The 17,416-nt window shown below is 72.3% G+C and carries 23 protein-coding genes; 10 read left to right on the forward strand and 13 right to left on the reverse strand.

Annotated features, from left to right (window positions below):
* Positions 1-156: 156 nt before the first annotated feature.
* Both CW359_RS37475 and CW359_RS37480 read right to left on the reverse strand, forming a co-directional pair.
* Positions 157-705, reverse strand: a complete 549-nt coding sequence (locus tag CW359_RS37475) for a GNAT family N-acetyltransferase (protein ID WP_105974689.1) — start codon at positions 703-705, stop codon at positions 157-159.
* A gap of 12 nt (positions 706-717) precedes the next feature.
* The gene (locus CW359_RS37480) at positions 718-1,953 is read right to left on the reverse strand and encodes an NsdA family TPR-like regulatory protein (RefSeq protein ID WP_232838773.1); all 1,236 of its coding nucleotides are present in this window, start codon (positions 1,951-1,953) and stop codon (positions 718-720) included.
* A gap of 182 nt (positions 1,954-2,135) precedes the next feature.
* Between CW359_RS37480 and CW359_RS37485 the strand changes: the two genes are divergently transcribed.
* Both CW359_RS37485 and CW359_RS37490 read left to right on the forward strand, forming a co-directional pair.
* The gene (locus CW359_RS37485) at positions 2,136-2,615 is read left to right on the forward strand and encodes a hypothetical protein (RefSeq protein ID WP_105974690.1); all 480 of its coding nucleotides are present in this window, start codon (positions 2,136-2,138) and stop codon (positions 2,613-2,615) included.
* Positions 2,615-3,010, forward strand: coding sequence for a DUF6415 family natural product biosynthesis protein (locus tag CW359_RS37490; RefSeq protein WP_105974691.1), 396 nt, complete (start codon positions 2,615-2,617; stop codon positions 3,008-3,010). Before CW359_RS37485 ends, CW359_RS37490 begins: the two co-directional genes overlap by 1 nt.
* A 122-nt stretch (positions 3,011-3,132) precedes the next feature.
* Here the strand turns inward: CW359_RS37490 and CW359_RS37495 are convergent, their stop codons facing one another.
* The gene (locus CW359_RS37495) at positions 3,133-4,500 is read right to left on the reverse strand and encodes an NsdA family TPR-like regulatory protein (RefSeq protein WP_232838774.1); all 1,368 of its coding nucleotides are present in this window, start codon (positions 4,498-4,500) and stop codon (positions 3,133-3,135) included.
* A 208-nt stretch (positions 4,501-4,708) separates the two neighbouring features.
* Between CW359_RS37495 and CW359_RS37500 the strand changes: the two genes are divergently transcribed.
* From CW359_RS37500 to CW359_RS37525, 6 genes are all read left to right on the forward strand, one after another.
* Positions 4,709-5,572, forward strand: a complete 864-nt coding sequence (locus tag CW359_RS37500; RefSeq protein WP_105974692.1) for an aspartyl/asparaginyl beta-hydroxylase domain-containing protein — start codon at positions 4,709-4,711, stop codon at positions 5,570-5,572.
* A 40-nt stretch (positions 5,573-5,612) separates the two neighbouring features.
* Entirely contained in the window at positions 5,613-6,527 is a 915-nt protein-coding gene (locus CW359_RS37505; protein ID WP_105974693.1) for a hypothetical protein, read from the forward strand.
* Positions 6,524-7,090: an SLOG cluster 4 domain-containing protein gene (locus tag CW359_RS37510; protein WP_105974694.1), complete on the forward strand. Its 567-nt coding sequence runs from the start codon at positions 6,524-6,526 to the stop codon at positions 7,088-7,090. The genes CW359_RS37505 and CW359_RS37510 overlap by 4 nt, the downstream gene beginning before the upstream one ends.
* The gene (locus tag CW359_RS37515) at positions 7,087-7,611 is read left to right on the forward strand and encodes an orotate phosphoribosyltransferase (protein ID WP_105974695.1); all 525 of its coding nucleotides are present in this window, start codon (positions 7,087-7,089) and stop codon (positions 7,609-7,611) included. The genes CW359_RS37510 and CW359_RS37515 overlap by 4 nt, the downstream gene beginning before the upstream one ends.
* The gene (locus CW359_RS37520; protein WP_105974696.1) at positions 7,608-8,264 is read left to right on the forward strand and encodes an HAD family hydrolase; all 657 of its coding nucleotides are present in this window, start codon (positions 7,608-7,610) and stop codon (positions 8,262-8,264) included. The genes CW359_RS37515 and CW359_RS37520 overlap by 4 nt, the downstream gene beginning before the upstream one ends.
* Positions 8,265-8,480: 216 nt before the next feature.
* Complete coding sequence (locus CW359_RS37525) at positions 8,481-9,419, forward strand: phosphotransferase (RefSeq protein ID WP_105974697.1); 939 nt, start codon at positions 8,481-8,483, stop codon at positions 9,417-9,419.
* A gap of 113 nt (positions 9,420-9,532) precedes the next feature.
* Here CW359_RS37525 and CW359_RS37530 read toward each other — a convergent pair whose 3' ends face one another.
* The 6 genes from CW359_RS37530 to CW359_RS37555 all read right to left on the reverse strand — a co-directional run bounded on the left by CW359_RS37530 (position 9,533) and on the right by CW359_RS37555 (position 13,331).
* Complete coding sequence (locus tag CW359_RS37530; protein WP_105974698.1) at positions 9,533-10,120, reverse strand: DUF6245 family protein; 588 nt, start codon at positions 10,118-10,120, stop codon at positions 9,533-9,535.
* Positions 10,121-10,281: 161 nt separating this feature from the next.
* A complete protein-coding gene (locus CW359_RS37535; RefSeq protein ID WP_157968711.1) occupies positions 10,282-11,094 on the reverse strand; it encodes a hypothetical protein in 813 nt (270 codons plus the stop codon).
* Positions 11,095-11,361: 267 nt separating this feature from the next.
* Positions 11,362-11,613 (reverse strand): hypothetical protein, encoded by a 252-nt coding sequence (locus tag CW359_RS37540; RefSeq protein WP_105974700.1) that lies wholly within the window; start codon positions 11,611-11,613, stop codon positions 11,362-11,364.
* Positions 11,610-11,918, reverse strand: a complete 309-nt coding sequence (locus tag CW359_RS37545; protein WP_105974701.1) for a hypothetical protein — start codon at positions 11,916-11,918, stop codon at positions 11,610-11,612. Before CW359_RS37545 ends, CW359_RS37540 begins: the two co-directional genes overlap by 4 nt.
* A gap of 256 nt (positions 11,919-12,174) precedes the next feature.
* Positions 12,175-13,083 (reverse strand): hypothetical protein, encoded by a 909-nt coding sequence (locus CW359_RS37550; protein ID WP_105974702.1) that lies wholly within the window; start codon positions 13,081-13,083, stop codon positions 12,175-12,177.
* A 47-nt stretch (positions 13,084-13,130) separates the two neighbouring features.
* The gene (locus CW359_RS37555; RefSeq protein ID WP_157968712.1) at positions 13,131-13,331 is read right to left on the reverse strand and encodes a hypothetical protein; all 201 of its coding nucleotides are present in this window, start codon (positions 13,329-13,331) and stop codon (positions 13,131-13,133) included.
* Positions 13,332-13,450: 119 nt separating this feature from the next.
* On the opposite strand from CW359_RS37555, the gene CW359_RS37560 reads away from it, so the two are divergent.
* Positions 13,451-13,672, forward strand: a complete 222-nt coding sequence (locus tag CW359_RS37560) for a hypothetical protein (RefSeq protein WP_157968713.1) — start codon at positions 13,451-13,453, stop codon at positions 13,670-13,672.
* Between the two features lie 113 nt (positions 13,673-13,785).
* A complete protein-coding gene (locus CW359_RS37565; RefSeq protein WP_105974705.1) occupies positions 13,786-14,076 on the forward strand; it encodes a hypothetical protein in 291 nt (96 codons plus the stop codon).
* A 140-nt stretch (positions 14,077-14,216) separates the two neighbouring features.
* Here CW359_RS37565 and CW359_RS46920 read toward each other — a convergent pair whose 3' ends face one another.
* Genes CW359_RS46920 through CW359_RS37590 form a run of 4 tightly spaced genes read right to left on the reverse strand, consistent with a single transcriptional unit; the run spans position 14,217 to position 17,237 of the window.
* Positions 14,217-15,083 carry a RapZ C-terminal domain-containing protein gene (locus CW359_RS46920; RefSeq protein WP_232838775.1) on the reverse strand — a complete coding sequence of 289 codons (867 nt, stop codon included), beginning with the start codon at positions 15,081-15,083 and terminating at the stop codon, positions 14,217-14,219.
* A complete protein-coding gene (locus CW359_RS37580) occupies positions 15,080-15,511 on the reverse strand; it encodes a hypothetical protein (protein ID WP_105974706.1) in 432 nt (143 codons plus the stop codon). Before CW359_RS37580 ends, CW359_RS46920 begins: the two co-directional genes overlap by 4 nt.
* Positions 15,508-16,407, reverse strand: coding sequence for a hypothetical protein (locus tag CW359_RS37585; protein ID WP_232838776.1), 900 nt, complete (start codon positions 16,405-16,407; stop codon positions 15,508-15,510). The genes CW359_RS37580 and CW359_RS37585 overlap by 4 nt, the downstream gene beginning before the upstream one ends.
* Positions 16,408-16,439: 32 nt before the next feature.
* The gene (locus CW359_RS37590; protein ID WP_232838777.1) at positions 16,440-17,237 is read right to left on the reverse strand and encodes a hypothetical protein; all 798 of its coding nucleotides are present in this window, start codon (positions 17,235-17,237) and stop codon (positions 16,440-16,442) included.
* Positions 17,238-17,416: the final 179 nt, after the last annotated feature.

The raw sequence follows: 17,416 nt of genomic DNA on the forward strand, positions 1-17,416 counted from the left end.
GCCCGGATTTTGTGACACGCCTCCCGATGGGGAGTTGACGGCGGAGCAGACGACTGTGCAAGAACGGACGTTTTTGCATCAGGCGCGGACGTGCACAGCACGGTGCCCGGCGGGACCAATTGGTCCCGCCGGGCACGGGCGTGGTGGTGGTCCGGGTCAGTGCTGGGGGAGGTCGAGCAGCATGGCGTGCATGAGCGGTGCGTGCTCGATCCTGGGGCGCAGGTCGCCGATCGTGCGCCACCCCCAGCTCTCGTACAGCGCATGGACCTTGGGGTGCGACTGCCGGACCAAGAGGGTGGCGCGCTCCTCGGCCCGCTCGGCGAGCAGCGCGTCGTGCAGCTGGCGAGAGGTGCCGGTCTTGCGCCACGGGACGCGCACCATCAACTCGGACAGGGCGTAGGTGCGGGTGCCGGTCTCGCGGACCAGGTCCTCGTCGACCTCGGTGAGTAGTCCGCCCCACCACCGGGCGTTCGGCGGCAGTACGGCGCCGTAGGCGTAGCCGACGACCTGCTCGTCGTCGTAGCCGATGGCGCAGCTCCAGCCCGGCCTGCCGCTCCAGCCATCGAGTCCGCCCGCGAACCGGTCGACGCCGGCGAACGGGTCGCTGGCGATGTCGTCGGCGTAGACCTCGGCGTACACCTCCAGCAGGGTCGAACGGACCTCGGGGACCTGGTCGGTGGTGTAGTGCCGGACGGTGAGGGTCACGGGAGGGGCCTCCTAGGCGGCAATGGCACGGTGGACGGCTGCAAGGCGGGCAGTGATCCGCTGGCTGCTGAGTGCACTGGTGTCGATGGCGGCGGCGGTCTCCTCCGCGAGATGCAGGTTCCCCTGAGCGACCTGCAGCTCGGCCAACTGGACTGAGTAGTACGCCCGGTTGCGGCGCATTCCCTTGGGGAGTAGCTGCAGGGCCTGCGCCGTGGCGATCTCGGCGTCCGTGAGCTGACCCATGGCCTGGTGGGCGATGGCGGCGAGCCCGGAGATCTCGGCGGCGTCCAGGAACTTCAGCCACGGCGGGGGCGGGGCAGCGGTGTCGAACCGGTCGTGGGCTCGCTGGGCGGCGAGGATGGAGCGGGCAGCGGCGCGGGGGTCGCGGGCGCGGGCGTGGCCGATGGCGAGGCGGGAGTGGAGCAGGGCCGCGATGCGGGGGTCCTGGCGGGCCTGGCGGGTTTCGAGGGCGGCGCGGTTGACCCGCAGGGCCTCGCGGGTGCGGCCGTCGATACGGGCCTGCATCGAGAGGTTGCTCCAGGCGCGGGCCTGGCCTCGCTTGTCGCTGGCGAGCAGGGCGGACTGCAGGGCGTCGGCGAACAGGATCCGGGCCTGGCCGGGCTGCCCGGCGTCGTGGGCGGCCCACCCGACGGATGAGCACAGGTCGCCGATCGCGCTGTGCAGGGCCTGTTCGACGCTCGGCCCGTACGTGCAGCCGTCGAGGGCGGCGCGCAGCCGGTCGAGGTAGCTCGTGGAGACCTCGAACAGGGCCCCGCCTCCCACGGAGTTGAAATGGGCGGCCATGCGGCCGATCTTGTTGCTGATGCGGGCGACGTCGGTGTGGGTGAGACGGCCCGTGGTCGGGGTCTCGTCCAGGCCCAGGGCCAGGGCGACGGTCATGGCGGCTGGAGCGAAGACGAACATGCGGCGCTTCACTGGGTCATCTCCCTCCCCGGTGCCCGGGGTGGTGGGAGGGGGGACGGGCAGGCGGTTGCTGGAGCGTCCGCGCGGTACGAACCCCATGGCCTCGGGCGGCCGGTCGAAAATCTCTACGAGAGGCAGAAGGTAGCGGGCGTTGGGCCAGCGGGCCTGTCCAGAGAGCCAGCGCCGGACGTGCCGGTCGGTGGCCGCGCCGGGGCGCCCGAAGATCCGCTCGCTGATTTTGTTGACCTCTTCGGCCAGCTTCTGGCGGCCGAAGCCGTATTCCTTCATCAGCGCGGCTAAGACCGCGTTGCGCTGGGTGTCCATCGTGCCCCCGACTGCCCGCTGTGCTCGTGCGTTGACGGTAGCGCCGGTGTCCGGGGTCCCGGACCGCGAAGGTAAAAACGTCCGCCCTTCTGCTGTGAAGTGCCCGCGAAACGCCCTGATCGCACCCGCCCCCTGAGCAGTTAGCTGGTCGTACCTGACAGACACTCAGCGGGGAGGCGGCCGTGGCGACGAAACGCTCGTCCGGCAAAGGGCCGACGACGTGGCACGACCTGGCGGCGGAGACCGACGACAAGAAGCGGCAGTGGCTGCACGGCCACCAGAACGTCACGGAGTACGTGCCGTGCGGGATCGACTGGGACGCGGTGGCGGTCAAGCCGATGCCGCTGGGCCTGGACGCGCTGGACGCCATGCGGATCGGCGTCCGCCGGGGATACCTGATCGTCGCCGACCACGTGCGCGGTGAGCTGTACGTGATGGTGCCGACCGGACACGGCGAAGCGTTCGCCGGCATCCCGTGCGTACGCCTCCTCGGCCGGGGCCACCAGGTACTCGTGCCGCGTTCCCCGCTGGACCGCAGCGTGGCGGCCGACTGGGTCGGCACCCCGCACGACCTCGACACCCCGGTCCTCGTCGATGCCGACCGGCTCGCCGCACGGCTGCGGGACCTCGCGCCCGCGTACGCGGAGGCGATGGCCTCGTGATGGACACCTCCGTGCAGACCGGCGCGACGGTTCTGGACGACCCGAAGGGCGTGCTCGCACGTCTGCCGCTGGACCGTTCCGCGGTGCTCAAGCTGGTCACCGCAGTGCTCGACCCGCCCACCCCCGGCTCCGAACTCCCCCCGCAGGACTGCCTGCAGATCGGTCAGCTCCTGGCCGGCCACGCCAGCCTCGTCGCCGCCGAAGTCGGTTCGCTCCTCGCCCTGAGTCCCCGTACCAGTCAGCTGCGCCCGTTGACCGAGACCGTACTCACCGAAGCACGCGGCCGGTTGTCGGTGCCGCCCGCGGCGACGTTCGCCTCGGTGCAGAACCGGGCCCGGCTCGTCCGGGCCCTGTACGAGCGATACGACCGGCTGATGTCCGCTCAGCTCGACTGACCTCCCCGGGGGCGTGTCCAGCGCCATCCCCCGTGCGTACGGGCCTGGACATGCCGGAGCCCCGGTGGCTGCCTTCACCCGCAGCCGCCGGGGCTCTTTGCTGTGTCAGGCCGGTGAGGGGCTCACTCGGTGCCGGTGTAGTCCAGGAATTCGGCGACGGCAGGTATGCCGCGACGGCGGGCGAGCTTCTTGCGCAGGTCTTCGAGGGTGCTGGTGCCGCGTGCGGAGGTGACGCCTCCCATCCGGTCGACGGCATCGTGGGCGGTGGCCACGGCGGCGTCAACGTCGCCGAGACCGAGATGAGCTTCGGCGAGACGGGCGAGGTAGATGGAGTGGCCGCGTGGGAAGGCGTCGCCGTTGTACGCCTCCTGGCTGGTGTGCGCGTCGGAGGCGTCCAGGAAGTGGCCGACAGCCCGTTTGGGGTGACCGAGATTCAGGGCCGAGGAGCCTATGAGCTGGTGGGCTTCGCCGAGGTTGTACCAGTAGACGCACGGCAGGTCGTCCTCGATGGGCGCGGCGCGCTCGTAGGCGTCCAGGGCGGCGTTGGCGGACCGGTCGGCGGCCCGGAAGTCGCCGGCGTGCGCGTGGGCGCGGCAGGCGCGGGCGTGCAGCATGGAGATCAGGCGGGGTGAGCCGATCCTCGGTGCCTGGGACAGGGCGGCCTCGATGAGGTCGACCGCGCCCCGGGGGTCGCCGGTCGAGTAGTGCTGGATGGCCCAGAACGCGAGGGTGTTGGCCGCGACCACGGGATCGTCGGCGCTGGCTGCGGCCCGCAGGGCTGTGGAGTAGTGGCGTTCGGCGGCGGCGGCCATCCCGCTGTCGTAGGCCGTCCAGCCCGCACTGCGGGACGCTTCCGCCGCGACCCCGAGGAGACGGCGTTCGACGCCTTCGCCGAAGCTGGCGTTCTTGAGGGTGGCGGTGATCAGCCGGAGTTCGGAGCGGGCCGCGTCGTAGACGGCGCCGGAGCCCACGGTGTCGTCGAGGCGTCGCAGGCTGTCGAGGCGGCTCTCGAAGTGGTCGGGGACGTCGGCGCCGATGTGGCGGCCGGCGGTGGGGGCGGCTCCGGCTGGGGCGGCGGCGGACCATTGCGCCACGGTGGTGCCCAGGGTGACGGACGTCGTGATCAGAAACTGCCTGCGGTCCACCGGACCTCCTGTGATCTCCAGTGCATGCACCGCGCCCGTGGTCGTCCACGGGAGGGTGAAGAGGGTGTGGTCCGGCAGGGCAAGAAGGAGCCAGCCCGGCCAGCCGTGGGCGTGGATCGCCTCGGGCGGGATGTTTTCGAGTGCGGCCATGGCGAGCTGGGTGTGGTAGTTGGGCGCGTGGATGCCCGCGATCCACCGGCTGGCTTTCTCCTTGCGGTACGCCATCTGCCCGTACCCCATGCGCTGGTGCTGGTCGGCGACACGGAGCAGGTACGCCTCCGCCTTCTGGCCGCGCACGGCCAACAGATAGGCCAGCGGGTGGCGTACGGCAGCGTCAGAGATCACGGACCAACCCTTTCGCGGGTACGCGCGGGCTTCTCCAGTCTTCCGGCTCCCGGCGGGCGGGGGAAGGCCGCCCGGGGTGAACGGCAACCGGCGGCAACCACCCGCAACGGGCGGCAACGCCACCTCTCTGGGAGGGAGTTCGTGTCTGCGGTGTCCTTGCACGGCTGCCCGTCAGGGCCGCGTCCGACAACGTGTCAGGAGGACTCCGATGGTGACCACACTCCCCGCCGCCGCGGCGGCGCAGACCGGTCCCTGGCGGGCCGACGTGCTCGACCAGGTCGCCCGGCTGACCGACCTGGAGGAGACGGCGGTCGAGCAGATGCGGGCCGAGGTGCTCGGGGCGCCGACACCCGGTGTCGTCGCGTACGGCGAGTACCAGTCCGGCGGCTGGTGGACCACGGCGCTGATGAACATGTCCGGTGACCCGCACGACGTGGTGATCGGCGACGGGCGCCCACGCCCCACCTCGTTACTGAAGCAGATGCCGGCCACCGCGGCGTTCCTCGACTCGCTGGGGCTCACCTTCATGTACGTGCGCCTGGCCCGCCTGGAACCGCACTCCTACCTGTGGGAACACCGCGACTACGCCGAACTGCGCGACACCGGACGCCACCGCCTGCACGTCCCGCTCGTCACGAACCCCTCGGCCGTCCTGGTCACCGCGGGCGCCCGGGTCCACATGGCGGCCGGGTCCCTGTGGCGGTTGACGCCCTCACAGGCGCACGGGGTGTGCAACACCACCGGCCCGGACCGGCTCCACCTGATCGCCGACGTGTACGCGGACGACGCCTATGAGGCGCTCGCCGCCCGCCCGCACCTGCACGACGGGGACGCGGCGGACCTGCCGGAGATGACGGCGGCGGACCGGGCCGGACTGCTCGCGACGGCCGGACAGCTCGCGGACCTCGGCTTCACCGACGCGGCGGAGCAGACGCTGCTGAGGGCCTTCTACACCTACGCCCTGCCGGAGGGCGGCGCGTACGACCTGATCGCCGACCTGCACACGGCCCGCCGCGCGGACACCGACGTGAGCCGCTGGCGGGAGGCCAAGGCGCACCTGCTCGCCCGCTGACCCACGCCCCAACCTCCTTCACCCGAAAGGCAGGACACCCATGTCCACCCTGGTATCCGAGCCGGGCGAACTGCCCGCGATCGAGGAACTGGCGCACGCCCACCGGCCGGCGCAGCTCGCCGTCCTGGGCGACCTGGCCCGCACCCTGTCGGCGACTACGGCGGTGACGCACCTGCTGGTGCGCGGGTCGCTCGCCACGGGCACCGCGGACCGGCTCTCCGATGTCGACCTCGTCGTGGCGGCCCGTGACGAGACGCTCCCCGCCCTCATGGGCAGCCTGGACGCGCTGATGGCCACCACCTTCGGCGCCCTGCTGCCCGGCTGGCGGGACACCATCGTCGGCGACCTCGGCGGCGCCGGGTTCGTCTACCTGCTGCCGTACGACGGCCACCTGCTCCAGCTCGACCTGTACCTGTGCCCGACCAGCGCGGTCGAGGCGCTGCGCCTCCGGATCGGCCCCCGCCTGCTGTGGCAGGGCCCTGGCGCCGACGACCTCGCCGACGCGGACACCCGGGCGCGGACGGCTCAGGACCTGGCCCTCGCGGCGCAGGCCCCGGCGGACTGCGGCGCGCTGCTGGTGCAGGCGATGGTGCTGCACGCGATGCTCCGCAAGCGCCTGGCCAGGGGTCAGCAGTACATCGCCTACGGCCTCCTGCACGACCTGCACGTCACCTTGCGGGAGGTGATCCGTACCGCCCTGGTTCCGTACTCCCGGCATCACGGCTGGTACCACCTGCCCGACGAGGTCGGCCGTACCGCCACCGGCCGGGAGTGCCTGGTCGAGTTGACGGAGGCGCTGACCGGCCCGCCGGTGCCCACGGTGGCGCAGGCGGATGAGGTGCTGGAGCGCATCGTGCGCCTCGCGCAGCGGATCGCCCCGCACGCCGTCGCCTCGCTGGCCGACGAGATCACCGCGTACCGCGCCTACCAGCAGCACGAGGAAGGACTGGCATGAACCCCACCGACCACGCCACCGGCCTGACTGTCGCCCTGTTCGCCGGCGTCGTCCCGCCGGACGGGGAAGAGCCGTTGGCGGAAGAGGCGGGCGCCCTGCTGGCCCGCGCCGGGTACGCCCTGCGGCACGGCGGCTACAACGGGCTGATGGAGGCCGCCGCGCGCGGCGCCGCCCGCCACGGTGTGCCGGTCACCGCGATCACGCTGGCCAACCGACCCGACTGGGGAGCGTTCAACCCGTACGTCACCACCACGGTGTACGCCCCGACCGTGGGGGCCCGGTTGCACGCCTACCTCGACGACGCGGACCTGGTCGTCGCGATGGGCGGCGGGGTCGGCACGCTGCACGAACTCACCGCTGCCCTGTACTACTCGACCACGATCCGGCCGCTGCCGGTACGGCTGCTCGGGCCCGCCGCGTGCCGTCTGAGCGCGTTCCTGCGGGCCGAGAAGTGGCTGTTCGAGCTGCCCACCCGGCCGCTGGACTTCCTGCGGGAACTCCCCGACGTCGAAGCCCTCGAAGAGGATCTCAAGGCTCTCGACGCCGGGCGGTGCGAGCGGTGACCGCGCCCACCACCGACTTCGCGGAGCGGATCGCGACCGTCGCCTACCGGCCGGGCCCGTACCTGCTTCCCGACGGCGGCACCCTCGACAGCTACTTCGACCCCTACCGGCTGGCCGGTGACCCGGGGCTGCTGACGGAGACCGCTGCCGCGCTGGCGGACTTGCTGCCCGCCGGCACCGAAGCCCTGGCCGGTCCGGCGCTGGCCGGGGTGCCGCTGGTCACGGCGGTGTCCCTGCACACCGGTCTGCCCGCCGCGTTCCTGCGCCCCGCGCCCAAGGGCCACGGCACGTGGCAGCAGATCGAGGGCACCGACCTGGACGGCCGGCGGACGGTCCTGCTGGACGACACCGCCCGCAGCGGCGCCAGTCTCCTGCGCAGCGTCCGCCTGCTGCGGATCGGGGGCGCCCGGGTCGGCACGGCCGTGTGCGTCCTGGACCGGGACGCGGGCGCCACCGCCCTGCTCGCCGGTCACCACCTGGTCCTGCGCGCGCTGGTCCGCGACCCGGACGGTGCGCGGTGACGGCGCGGCAGGCGGCACTGCTCGACCTGGACGGCGTGCTGCTCGACAGCGCGACCGCGGTCCGCTCCACCCTCGCGGCGGTCGCCACCTGCGCTCTCGGGCGCCGGGTGATGCCGGATGACCTTCCGCTCAACGCCCTGCACCGCCCCCGCATCGAGGTCTTGGCGCTCCTGGACGTCGTCGACCCCGACGACGCGTGTGACCGCTGGTGGGACGGCGCGATGGCGGCCACCCCAGTTCAGCCGTTCCCCGGAACGCTCTCGGGCCTGCAGGCCCTGCGCGCACAGGGCACGGCCACCGGCGCCGTCACGCTGCAGGACCCCGAACGGCTGCGGTGGCTGCTGCCCCCGGCGGTGGCCGAGCTGCTGGAGGTCGTCGTCACCCGGCAGGACGCTGCGCCGAAACCGGCTCCCGACGGGCTGCACCTGGCCCTGGACCGGCTGGGCGTACCGCCGGAACGCGCGGTGTTCGTCGGGGACAGCCCCTCCGACATGACCGCGGCCCGTGCCGCCGGCGTCGTCGCCCTGGGCGCGGTCTGGGGCTGGCACCCTCCCGGCGCCCTGCGCGCGGCCGGAGCCGATCACCTCCTGCACACCCCCACCAGCATCGGGGCGTCCCTGATGCACCACCTGTCCCTAATCGGCAGCACGTGACCCGACCGGACCACTACAGTGGAGGGGCGTCCCTGCGGGCGCCCCTTTGCACTTCTGATTCAGAGGACACAGGCGAATGCGCGTGATGCGGCGACGAGCACCCGGCGTCGAGCTGGAGTACTGAGGACCTCGTTCCTCAGCCCGACTCGCGGTCCGGCTCGGCGCGCACCCCATCACCCTCGCCACCGTTTCCCGGACCTCTGAGAGCTGCCCCCAATGTCTGTACCGCCCACCAGCGGCCGTCTGCGATTCACCGACGTCCCCGCGCTGTTGCGCGCCCGCCTCGACCACGTCCTCGGCTCGCCCGTCACCGACGCGGTCACCCCCGCTGGCGGCTTCGGCCACCAGCTCGCCGCCGCGCTCACCCTGGCCGACGGCCGACGGGTCTTCGTCAAGGCGGCGCCGGACGACGACCCGCTGACCACCGCCAACCTCCATGAGGGCAACGTCCTCGGCGCGCTGCCGCCCGGTGCCCCGGCCCCGGAGCTGCTGGGCATCCACCGTGCGGGCGGCTGGACGGCCGTCGTCATCGCCCACCTCGACGGCCCCCACCCGGACCTGTCCCCGGTCTCCGGCGACGCCGGGCAGACCTGGGCCCTGCTGGACAAGCTCACCTCCAGCCCGGCCCCGGCGGCGTACGCCGCGGCGGTCAGCACCACGCCGTCCACGGCGGCCACCCTGCACGGCTGGGACGAACTCGCCTCCGACCCGCCGGCCGACCTCGACCCCGCTGCCCACGACCGCCTGGAGCAGCTCGCCGAACTCGAAGCAACGTGGCCCGGCCTCGCCCACGGCGACCGGATCGTCCACGGTGACCTGCGGGCCGACAACATGGTCCGCGACGGTGCACTCGGCGTCACCTTCGTCGACTGGGCCCACGCCACCACCGGCCCGGCCTGCATCGACGCGGGCTCTCTCGCCCCGCAGCTCGTCCTCGCCGGACACACGCCCGCGGACATCGCCCGCCTGCTCCAAGACCACCCCGCGACGGCCAGCGACCCGGAGACCACCACGGCGTTCCTCGCCGCGCTCACCGGCCACTGGCACCGCAACGCCCGCCAACCCGCGCCCCCCGGAGCCCCTGGGCTGCGCGCCTACCAGCACCGTGCGGCGGCGGCTGGTCTCGCGCTCCTCGGCTACCGCCTTCGGGACTGAACGACGTCGGAGCTCCGGCGGCTGCGGGTCGATGCAGCCGCCGGGGCTCCTCTACGTGTACGCGCGCGTGGACCTGCGCAAGCTGCGCAATAACCCGTCGATACGTCCCGATTTCACATGCCGGGGACGGCACCGAGGAACATCGCCGCGGCGGTGGCGGGCAGCGCGTCGATCTCGGCGAGGGCCTCAGCGAGGTCCTGGCGGGCGCGTTCCAGCTCGGCAGGGATCTCTTGGGCTCGCTCGTCCTCGGTGGAGAACACGGCCGAACAGGCGAGCAGCGCGAGCAGCGCGCTCGACGTACGGGCGGCTGCCGCGATCACCGGACCGCAGCCCTCCCTGTCCATCTCCTTGAGGAGCTGGGAGACCTGTCCGGTCTGCCAGTGCAGCGCCCCCATCACTCCGGGGCCGTCGGCACCGGACGCCTTGATCACCTGCTGGCGGGCCAGCCCCAGTTCCTTGCCGCCCGCGCCCTGGGCGAGCATGTGGCCCTCGGCGAGCATCCCCGCGCCGATCGAGGCGCCGTACAGCGCGTTGGCGAGGATGGCGGCCAGTACGTGTTCGCCGCCCACGGCCTGGGCCTGCTGCTGCAGCTCGTCGGCGGTGGGCGGCTGGGCGTACGAGCCGAGCGCGGTGAGCGCTGCCGAGAAGTCTGCTGCGCTCGGTGCGGGCTCGGGCGTCGGGTGTTGGTTCGGGATCGACATGGCCCGGAGCGTAGCGGGGACCAGGTGGGCGGCAGGCTCAGTGATCGGGATCGACCGGACCGGCCAGCAAGTTGGTACGAAAGCTACCCTTCCGCAGGTCGGGCAGCAGCGGGTCCCCTCGGCCGGGGGCGGCCGACGGTGAGCAGGGCGCGGCTCCCGGTTCAGGCGCCTGGTCCCGGGTGCGGTGCCGGGGGCCGGAAGCGCCACTCCCACAGGGAGGTCACTCCCTCCGGCACGGGATCATCCGCGCGTGGCCTCCGGTGCCGAGCAGGCGGCTCCGGCTCGTCTGCCGGCGAAGCACTGCCGGAACCCTGATCCTTCGGTCTCCGGTGGCGCCCGCTGCCGGCGTAGACGTCCGGGGGCACGGCAACGGTCCCGTACGCGTGCGCGTGGAACGGTCTCATAGGTTCCACGAACGGACCTTCGTGCAGGTCAGTGGTCTGGACGTGGATCTCACGGAAGGGCTCGGGTGCGGTGGCCGGGGGCAGCTGGCGTTCGGCGTCGTCGGCGAGGACGTCGACCAGGCGGCGCAGCGGCAGCAGGGCGGTGTCGCGGGCGTCGGCGTACCGCAGCACGAACGCCGCGTTGTCGACCAGCAGGGCGAGGGGACCCGTCCCGGGTGGCGCTGCGCGCTCCGCCGACCGGATCGACTCCTCCGTCCAATGGAGGCGCGCGAGGGTCTCGGCGAACTCCAGCTCGGCCATGGACGGGTGCCACAGCTCGCTGTCGTAGCGGTGCTGCAGGGCGCTCACGTCGCGGGTGAGGACGTACCAGGCGATGTCAGCGGGGCCGACCTCTGGCTCGTCGCGGGCGGGCCGGCCGGAGCGGCACGGCTCGCACAGCCCGACGGGCCGTGTCGTGCCGGATGCGGGGCGCAGGATGACGGCCGGGCCCTGGTCGGCGGGTTCGCCGCACAGGTGGCAGGCGGGCGGGAGCGCGGCGAGGCGCGGGCGGTCGGAGTCGGCTGGGCTCACGTCGTGATCAACGGCTGCCCGGCCCTGGACGGCACGGCGCACCTTGAGATCCGTTTCAGGGCCTGGAAGTGTGCCAACTGCCGTACGAGACACCGAAGAAGGGGCAGACAAGTGCCAGTGAAGGACGCGTGCCAGGTGTGCGGGGCGCCCCAGCAGGAGAAGGACCGGTGGGGTGCCTGCCAGAGGTGCGGGGCGTCGCAGCGCCGGTTCGCCCCGGCCCCGGAGGACTGTCTGCAGGTGTCAGTGATCCGCTGACGGGCGGGAGGGTCAGCCCGTCCAGGTCAGCGACAGAACCGTGATCCGCTGAGTGATCGCGTTGACGAACAGCACGGCCAGCCCGGCACCTCTACCGAACAGCGCCTGCCTGGTGATCTTGTCGTCAACGCCATACGGCTCGGTCACCGCGTACGGGTCACTCTCCAGCGCCTCGATCAGGTCGAGCAGGGCCAGCTGCCCCTCAATGGGCAGGGCCAGGATCATGTCGAGGGTGTGCTGAGAACGGATGAGCTGCCAGTTCACGCGGCGCCGCGCCCCTGTCGGAGAGATTCCATCTGCTGGCGCCAGTCGTCGAACCCGGCCACGGACGCCGGGGTCTCCTCGTACTGCGCGGGCAGCTCCCCGGTGGCCTCGACGTGGGCGCGGGCCTCCTCGATGCGCGGAGCGGTGGTCAGGGTCCATTCCGCAGCGACGGCACGCCACCGGTCGACCACGGCCTGCAGCTCGGCCACGGGGGCGAGGTGTATGTCCCGGAGGGCCTGCTGGCGCATCTCCGGCACGGGCAGGGCATGCACGATGGTGTCGATGCTCCAGTCGCTGCCGCTCACTTTGGTCTCCTCTCGCCTGGGTCCACGGTAGCGGTCGGCTCGGCGCGCTGTCAGGCACCGGGGACGCACCGGACTTCCGGACCCCCCACCGGGCGGACACCTTGACCACAACCCCGGTGCTCGACGACGCGCACGGTCCGCACCACGACGATGCGTCCCGCGTCGGCGAGTGCCGGGGCAGCGGGGGTCTGGGGGCCGGCGAAGGCCCCCAGCACCCACGCGCCCCGGCCACGGGTCTGTACGCCAGCCCGTACGGTCAGCGCAGCCGCTCGGCCTTCCGCACCAACTGCTGCCGTTCGCGCTCGGAGCGCTCTCGCACCCGGGCCAGCGCCCGCAGGTCGACAGCTGCCTCGACCCCGGCCCGGACCAGATCGGTCAGCTGGGTGGGGCTGAGCGCCTCGGCCTGGACGGTGTCGTGCATGTGTTCGCCGCGGCGGTCGGTCCTCTTCTGCGGCACGGTCTCCAGCCCGTACTCGGTGATCTGCTCCTGGGTGACGGCGAGCCGCTTCACGGTCGGCGGGCTGCCGCCCATCGCCGCGACGAACGCGGCGACGTCCTCGGCGGCGGCGTCGAGGATGCTGAGGCCACTGGGGTCGTAGTCGCCGACACTGAGTACGGTGCTGGGCACCTCGCGGTAGGCGATGCGGGCGGCGGCGTCGTGTTTGGCGGCCACCGACTCGAAGCCTCCGCTGCAGTAGACGATCACGCCGTACTGCTGGGTGACCTCGGAGACCATTGGCAGCATGCCCTGGGCCTCGATCCATACCTCGACCGCGCGTGTCTGCCCCTCGGCCAGCGGCCGGGCGTAGTACTGCGCGGACGCGCGGACGGACTCCCAGAAATCCGCCGGACTGTCGTAGCCGCCGGTGTAGCCGGCCGACGCGGCGCGGTCGTCGCGGATCGAGCCCATCGGGATCATCCGCGCGCGCCGGGCCCGGTTCAGGGTCTCCTGCAGCCGGTCGTACGCGTTCTCCTCCTTGGGGTACTGGAAGGCGCCGACCAGCCGGTAGAAGACCTGGCGGGCGGTCATCGGCAGGTGCTCGCGGTACTCGTCGAGGACGGCGCGGACCTGGTCGACCAGCAGCAGGGTGTCCGGCTTCGGTGACCAGTCGGCGAAGCCCCTCGGCCTGGTCCTGCGGTAGGTACGTCCGGACACGGTGCTCATACCCCCATGGTGGCAGCGCCGGCGGCGCGGCCCGCCCGGAATCCGGGTCAAGGACGGGCGCCGGTGCCCAGGGTGCGGCGCTGGCCTGGAAGCGGCGCGGGGCGGGCTCCCAGGGCTCCGCGGGCCCGCATCTCGTCGAGGTCGGGGAGCTGCACGGCGGGCAGGGAGGCGAGCAGGTCGGCCTCGGCGGCGCGGATGTTCAGCGCGGGTGCCTGGGGGCCACTGCCCAGAGTGCGGCGGGCGGTCATGGCGATCATCGTACGGGCGGCCGTTCCGCTGGCTTCCGGTCCCGCAGCAGGCTCCTGGCGGATGCGCGGCCGGGCTCGGCCTGGAGGCGGTATCCGCTCACGCGTTCGTCGAGGTGCGGGTGCGCGTCACCACTGACGCCGGGCGGTCGCCGGACGGAATCGGTGAAAGATCCGGCCATTCCTGTCCGACGTACGGCGGGGGCCGGGAGAATGAGCGCTTCATCATCATCGACACTGTGGGGGATCCCGTGCTGATCAGGCTGTTCGGCCTCCGGCGCACGCTGAAGATCGCGGCTCTGTTCGTCGGCGGCGTGATGATCTGGGGCTGGGTGAAGGGCTGACCAGTCCACTTCAAGTCACCATTGGTGATCACGCCCTGACCTAGTGTCAGTGCCCGCTGCTTTCATGGTCAGCTGCGCCGGACCCGGCGCGCTGGCTGAGGGGAGCAGCGGGCATGCCCTGGGTAAACGACTACGTTCGGGCCGACGGAACGAAGGTGCGGGGGTACTCGCGGTGGGCTCCGGGCGCCCGGAGCGAGATGGCGAAGTTCGCGCTGTTCGGCCTGCTGGTCCTCGGGTTCGGCGGCGGGACGGCGGCCACGAGCAGCGGGAGCGGCTCGGGAGAGTTACCGAAGCCGAAGTCGACGGCCGTCTACCCGATTACCTTCCCCGGGCAGGACGCGAAACCAGCGCCGCGCCCCAGCTCGACGGTGTCGTACCCGATCCCCTGGGATCGCGGACAGTAGAGCGGGGCCGCTCGCAGACCTCGACGCCGATGAACCTGTGCCCCGGCATCTCCACGCTGTCGAGCGGCCGGGCTAGAGTCAGCAAAGGGCGCCCGCAGCCAGCTGCTATGGCTGCGGGCGCCCTCTTGCGCGCGTGCTGGTCAGCGGGCGACGACGTCCTTGTCCAGGTCGCGGTGGACCAGCTCGACGACCAGGTCGCGGCCGGCGAACTGCGCGGCGGCGTCGGCCAGTCCGTACGCGGCGGCCTGCTCGACGTCCCCGGCGACCACGGCGCGCAGGGCCATGGCCGTTGTAGCTGCGCGGTGGCGTCCGCCGGCGCACTGCGTCACCACGGTGAGCGGCGCGGCCGTCGGCCCGGCGAGGTAGCCCAGCACCTGCAGGGCGGTCGCTGCGAGGACCTCGCGCACGCCCGGGGTGTCCATGACCGTGTCGCGGACGACCTGGTCGTGGGCGGTGAGCTGGCGCAGGTCAGCACGCACGTGCGGGTCGCGGAAGTTCCGGCTCAGGTCGAGCGCGATGGTGGCGCGCTGCAGGACGTCGGCGTACTCGCCCTCCACACCGTTGTGCAGGCGGCCGATGGACACGATCGTGACGTCCGGCTGCGGTGGCTGAGCGATGACACGGTCCCGCTTCGGGTCCCACCCGGTGCAGTGCGTGGTCTCGCGGCCGTCGTCCCAGCGCACGGTGATCTCCCACGGTCCCCAGCTGTCGGGGTTGTCGTCGATCTTGAGGACCTCGTACTCCTGGCCCCAGTACCCGTTGTAGTAGCGGCCCCCTACCTTCCGCGGCCCGACCTGGTTAACGATCCAGTCGGCGTCCTCGTCCCCGTCCACCGTCTCCTCGACCGGGTCGGCCGGGGTGGGGCCACAGTGCCCGTCACAGCCTTCGCCGTCGTGGATCGTGCAGGTGTAGCGGTGTACGCGGGTGCCGTCGGCGTGGAGCTTCCAGCCCTCGGCATCGCGGGGTCCGGCGTCGTACGCCATGGCGTTCTCGGGTTCGGTGTTCACAGTCCCTCCTCGTCGGTGCGCTCGGCGCCGGGCGGCTGGTCCTCGACAGAGAGGTCGGCCAGCTCGGCGGCGAGTCGGTAGATGGCGGCGGCCTGCGGGTGTCCGACGTGCGTGATGTCGATGACGTCGCGCACCAGCCACCCGGCGGTCGTCGGGGAGAAGAACGGCTCGCTGCGGGTGCACACGCGGTGGGTGCCGCGGTCGACCTGGCCCAGCTCGCGCCGTACGCGCTCCAGTCGGGGGATGTCGACGGTCGGGCGCTCCGCCCGGCGCTGCGCCGTGATCACGGTGTCCAGGATCGTGCGCATGGCCGGGTACGCCGTGTGCCAGTGCTCGACCAGCCGCTCGGCTCCGGCCTGGTCGATGCGCGGGTAGGTGCGCACCGCCTCCGGGGTGAGGGCGGACGTCAGCCGGGTCGCCGTCGTCACTGCTGGCCCCCGTACAGGTGGGTGATCAGGGTGTCGAGCAGCCGGTAGAGGTCGGTGTGCTCGGTGACGGTCGGGTCGGCCAGCTCCAGCTGCCCCAGCTTCCGGGACCGGGCGGTGACCCGGGCGGCCACGAAGCGGAAGCCGTAGGGGTGGCCGTCGAAGCGCTCGGCCTCCGGGTCGTAGGTGAAGGTGGCGAGGATCTCGGTGCTGCGGCGCCGGCGCTCGGCGCGGGCCTCGATCGTGAGGCTGATCGTGTCGCGGCTGTCGCCGTGGGTCCGGGTGGAGATCACGCTGAAGCCGGGCAGGGTGCCGGTCTCCTGGGTGAGCAGACCCGCCTCCCCGGTGACGTACCGGCGGGTCTCCCCGTCGTCCTGGTACTGCACGAGCAGCACGGTCTCGCTCTTCGTCCGCTCCTCGCCCATCAGGCCGGGGAACACGAACTGGCTGTGCCCGTACGCGCGCCACAGGGGCCGGGTGGTCTCCACGACGGTGTGCTCGCGGGCGCAGCGGTTGCACAGATGCGAGTCGTCGTCCGCGATGACGGTGGCGAGCTTGTCGGCGCAGCAGAAGCACAGGAAGCCGTGGATGTCCCGGTCCCACTCGGGGATGGGCCTGCCGGTGAGCACCAGGTTGTCCCACGATCCGACGGTCGCGGTGACGGTGCTCTGGCGGCGGTCGGCGTACGTGGTGTACACGGAGGCGGCCCGGTCGGGGCCGTGCGCGGCGATCAGCGCCTGTACCCAAGCCATCTGTACCTGCTTGGCCTCCTCGCTGAGGTCCGGGCGGCCGTTGTACGGCACCAGGACCCCCAGACCGGCGTCGTCGGCGAACAGGCGCTCCATCTCGGCGAGCAGGCGGGCGCGGGCGGTCTGCTGGGTCTGGAGGGTGGGTGACAAGGCGTTCTCCTTCTTCGGGTCGGCGGGGGTGGTCACTGGGTGGGCTGGGCGTGGCGCAGGGTCGCGGCGGCCACCTTCTGGCGGCGCTCGTGGGCCTGGTCGAGGTTGGCGAGCAGTTGCTCGGCGGTCTGTGCCGGCGTCCGGTCGAGGTCGGCCAACGCCTGTTCCAGAGCGGGGTGACCGGCCTCCTGGATCTGCCGGTAGGCGGCTTCGTCCCTCGGCGAGGAGCAGAAGAACGGACGCTTCAGGGCGGCCTCGGCCCGCTCGCGCCACATGTCGATGGCGATGCGCGCCTCGTCGACCGCGACCGTGTAGGCGTGGTGGGCGGCCAGCCACGCGGCGGCGGTGCTCAGCGCCTCCCAGCGCAGCTCGACCTGGTGCAGCAGGCGGTCGCGTTCGGCGCGGGCGACCTGCTCGTGGGCCAGCAGGTCGCGGACGTCGGCGTAGCGGTAGGTCATGTCCATCACGCCCACCAGGCGCATGCCCTCGGCCTTGCCCTGCTCCTGGGTGGCGGTGGGGTGTTCGGCCGCCCAGCGTCGCAGTGCGGCGTCGAACTGGGCGTCGAGCAGTTCGCCGACGCCGGTGAAGCCTTCGATGTCGAGCGGGGAGAGGTTCGTGATCACGCTTGTGCCCTTCGGTCGGTGGTCGGGGTCGATGCCCCGGGATCGCAGATCGGCGTAGACGGTCGGCCGGGTTATGCGCCCTGCCTCGGCGAGCGCGGAGACGTTCGTCTCGCCCGCCTGCCACGCGGCGGCGACCAGGTCGCCCCGGCGGCCGGGCCTCGACCAGTCCCGCAGTGCGGCCATCGCTTCGTCTCGTGTCGTTCTCACCCAACTACGGTCCTGTAAAACGGTTTTACATGGCAAGCCGCTTTACAGTGCCCGGCTGGAACGCGCCCCTGAATGTCCGGATCGTGTGAGCAAGAACGGACGTTTTTGCTCGTGCTCGGCCCTCCGGGCAAGCGGCAGGGCCCCGGGCGGACTGGCTGCCTGGGGCCCTGCTGTATCGC

Source organism: Streptomyces geranii (genome assembly GCF_002954775.1).
Taxonomy (GTDB): Bacteria; Actinomycetota; Actinomycetes; order Streptomycetales; family Streptomycetaceae; genus Streptomyces; species Streptomyces geranii.

Excerpts from the sequence above, each read along its gene's own strand:
- CW359_RS37480 (WP_232838773.1), bottom strand. The coding sequence starts at position 1,953 with ATGGACACCCAGCGCAACGCGGTCTTAGCCGCGCTGATGAAGGAATAC.
- CW359_RS37505 (WP_105974693.1), top strand. The coding sequence starts at position 5,613 with ATGTCCACCCTGGTATCCGAGCCGGGCGAACTGCCCGCGATCGAGGAA.
- CW359_RS37490 (WP_105974691.1), top strand. The coding sequence starts at position 2,615 with ATGGACACCTCCGTGCAGACCGGCGCGACGGTTCTGGACGACCCGAAG.
- CW359_RS37550 (WP_105974702.1), bottom strand. The coding sequence starts at position 13,083 with ATGAGCACCGTGTCCGGACGTACCTACCGCAGGACCAGGCCGAGGGGC.
- CW359_RS37565 (WP_105974705.1), top strand. The coding sequence starts at position 13,786 with ATGCCCTGGGTAAACGACTACGTTCGGGCCGACGGAACGAAGGTGCGG.
- CW359_RS37500 (WP_105974692.1), top strand. The coding sequence starts at position 4,709 with ATGGTGACCACACTCCCCGCCGCCGCGGCGGCGCAGACCGGTCCCTGG.
- CW359_RS37525 (WP_105974697.1), top strand. The coding sequence starts at position 8,481 with ATGTCTGTACCGCCCACCAGCGGCCGTCTGCGATTCACCGACGTCCCC.
- CW359_RS37510 (WP_105974694.1), top strand. The coding sequence starts at position 6,524 with ATGAACCCCACCGACCACGCCACCGGCCTGACTGTCGCCCTGTTCGCC.
- CW359_RS37530 (WP_105974698.1), bottom strand. The coding sequence starts at position 10,120 with ATGTCGATCCCGAACCAACACCCGACGCCCGAGCCCGCACCGAGCGCA.
- CW359_RS37555 (WP_157968712.1), bottom strand. The coding sequence starts at position 13,331 with ATGACCGCCCGCCGCACTCTGGGCAGTGGCCCCCAGGCACCCGCGCTG.